The organism is Flavobacterium movens (assembly GCF_039581425.1).
GTDB lineage: Bacteria > Bacteroidota > Bacteroidia > Flavobacteriales > Flavobacteriaceae > Flavobacterium > Flavobacterium luteolum.
In genome coordinates this window covers 1-3,090 of the sequence record NZ_JBCPXY010000020.1, presented here as the reverse complement: position 1 = coordinate 3,090, position 3,090 = coordinate 1, and the positions used below count along the sequence as shown (strand labels likewise).

General features: G+C 48.1%; 1 rRNA gene. It reads right to left on the bottom strand.

From position 1 onward, the window contains the following. Nucleotides 1-97: 97 nt before the first annotated feature. A 23S ribosomal RNA gene (locus AAYQ05_RS21825) occupies nucleotides 98-2,978 on the bottom strand. Between the last annotated feature and the right edge of the window lie 112 nt (nucleotides 2,979-3,090).

Here is a 3,090-nt window from a genome sequence, read left to right as displayed (position 1 = left end):
TAATTATCAATTAAATAATATTTTAACATACTGAGATAAAGAAAAGAAGAATATTTTAGAAAGTTCCTTCCTCCCGATTGCTCGGGAGGAAAAGGGCGTACATAAGCTTACGGATTATTAGTACTACTCGACTATGACATTACTGCCTTTACATCTGTAGCCTATCAACGTGGTCATCTTCCACGATCCTTAAAAGAAATCTCATCTTGTGGTGGGTTTCGCGCTTATATGCTTTCAGCGCTTATCCCTTCCCAACGTAGCTACTCTGCGGTGCCCCTGGCGGGACAACAGATACACTAGAGGTTAGTCCAATTCGGTCCTCTCGTACTAGAATCAGATCCACTCAAATTTCTAACGCCCGCAGTAGATAGAGACCGAACTGTCTCACGACGTTCTGAACCCAGCTCGCGTGCCACTTTAATGGGCGAACAGCCCAACCCTTGGGACCTTCTCCAGCCCCAGGATGTGACGAGCCGACATCGAGGTGCCAAACCCCCCCGTCGATATGAGCTCTTGGGGGAGATCAGCCTGTTATCCCCGGCGTACCTTTTATCCTTTGAGCGATGGCCCTTCCATGCGGAACCACCGGATCACTATGCTCTACTTTCGTACCTGATCGACCTGTATGTCTCTCAGTCAAGCTCCCTTATGCCATTGCACTCTACGCACGGTTACCAAGCGTACTGAGGGAACCTTTAGAAGCCTCCGTTACTCTTTTGGAGGCGACCACCCCAGTCAAACTACCCACCAAGCACTGTCCCCCACATTGCGGGGTTAGGCCTCAGATAAACAAAGGGTTGTATTTCAACAATGACTCCACAGCGCCTGGCGACGCCGCTTCACAGTCTCCAACCTATCCTACACATCATTTATCCAAGGTCAATACTAAGCTATAGTAAAGGTGCACAGGGTCTTTTCGTCCCACTGCGGGTAAACGGCATCTTCACCGTTACTACAATTTCACCGAGCTCATGGCTGAGACAGTGTCCAGATCGTTACACCATTCGTGCAGGTCGGAACTTACCCGACAAGGAATTTCGCTACCTTAGGACCGTTATAGTTACGGCCGCCGTTTACTGGGGCTTCAATTCAATGCTTCTCCGAAGATAACATCTCCTCTTAACCTTCCAGCACCGGGCAGGTGTCAGGCCCTATACTTCATCTTACGATTTTGCAGAGCCCTGTGTTTTTGATAAACAGTCGCCTGGACCTCTTCACTGCGGCCCCGATTGCTCGGGGCGACCTTTCTCCCGAAGTTACAGGTCTATTTTGCCTAATTCCTTAGCCATGAATCTCTCGAGCACCTTAGGATTCTCTCCTCAACTACCTGTGTCGGTTTACGGTACTGGTTCTCATTGCCTGAAGTTTAGAGGTTTTTCTTGGAAGCCCTTAGGCGCACTATCTCTTTGTCCGAAGACTCCGAGTACTATCGCATTTCACCAAGATCTCCGGATTTGCCTAGAGACCCTATAGCTAGGTGCTTTAACGAACTATTCCGTCAGTTCGCGGCGCTTTCATCACTCCGTCACCCCATCACAGCAATAAGAAGTACGGGAATATTAACCCGTTGGCCATCGACTGTCCCTTTCGGGTTCGCCTTAGGTCCAGACTAACCCACAGCTGATTAGCATAGCTGTGGAAACCTTAGTTTTTCGGTGTGCGGGTTTCTCGCCCGCATTATCGTTACTTATGCCTACATTTTCTTTTCTGACCGGTCCAGCATACCTTACGATACACCTTCTGCCCTGTCAGAATGCTCCCCTACCACTTGCAATAAATTGCAAATCCATAGCTTCGGTAATATGCTTATGCCCGATTATTATCCATGCTCGTCCGCTCGACTAGTGAGCTGTTACGCACTCTTTAAATGAATGGCTGCTTCCAAGCCAACATCCTAGCTGTCTGGGCAGACAAACCTCGTTCTTTCAACTTAGCATATATTTGGGGACCTTAGCTGATGGTCTGGGTTCTTTCCCTCTCGGACTTGGACCTTAGCACCCAAGCCCTCACTGCTATCAATCATTATACAGCATTCGGAGTTTGTCAGGAATTGGTAGGCGGTGAAGCCCCCGCATCCAATCAGTAGCTCTACCTCTGTATAACTAAAATAACGCTGCACCTAAATGCATTTCGGGGAGTACGAGCTATTTCCGAGTTTGATTGGCCTTTCACCCCTACCCACAGGTCATCCGAAGACTTTTCAACGTCAACCGGTTCGGTCCTCCACTGTGTGTTACCACAGCTTCAACCTGCCCATGGGTAGATCACACGGTTTCGCGTCTAACACTACTGACTAAAGCGCCCTATTCAGACTCGCTTTCGCTGCGGATCCATGGCTTAACCACTTATCCTTGCCAGCAGCGTTAACTCGTAGGCTCATTATGCAAAAGGCACGCCGTCACCCCACGAAAGGGCTCCGACCGCTTGTAGGCGTATGGTTTCAGGATCTATTTCACTCCGTTATTCACGGTTCTTTTCACCTTTCCCTCACGGTACTGGTTCACTATCGGTCTCTCAGGAGTATTTAGCCTTAGCGGATGGTCCCGCCAAATTCAGACAGGGTTTCACGTGCCCCGCCCTACTCAGGATACCGCTATCCTTTACATTCATTGCTTATACGAGGCTATCACTCTCTATGGCTCTGCTTTCCAGCAGATTCTAATTCTTCATGCAAGAAATATCGCGGTCCTACAACCCCAGCAATGCCGTAACAATCCTGGTTTGGGCTAATCCGCGTTCGCTCGCCACTACTTACGGAATCACTTTTGTTTTCTTCTCCTCCGCCTACTTAGATGTTTCAGTTCAGCGGGTTTGCCCACCTATCGGTGTGCTATATCTTCAATATAGCGGGTTGCCCCATTCGGATATCTGCGGATCAATCTGTGTGTGCCAGTCCCCGCAGCTTTTCGCAGCTTATCACGTCCTTCATCGCCTCTGAGAGCCTAGGCATTCCCCATACGCCCTTATTTTGCTTATTGTACCAAATCATAAATCAATATGATCCGTTTTGTTTTGTTTTTTACAATAGAATTGTAAAAAACGCTTTCTACTTTCTTATTATTTTCTTATCTCAATATGTCAATGAACTTT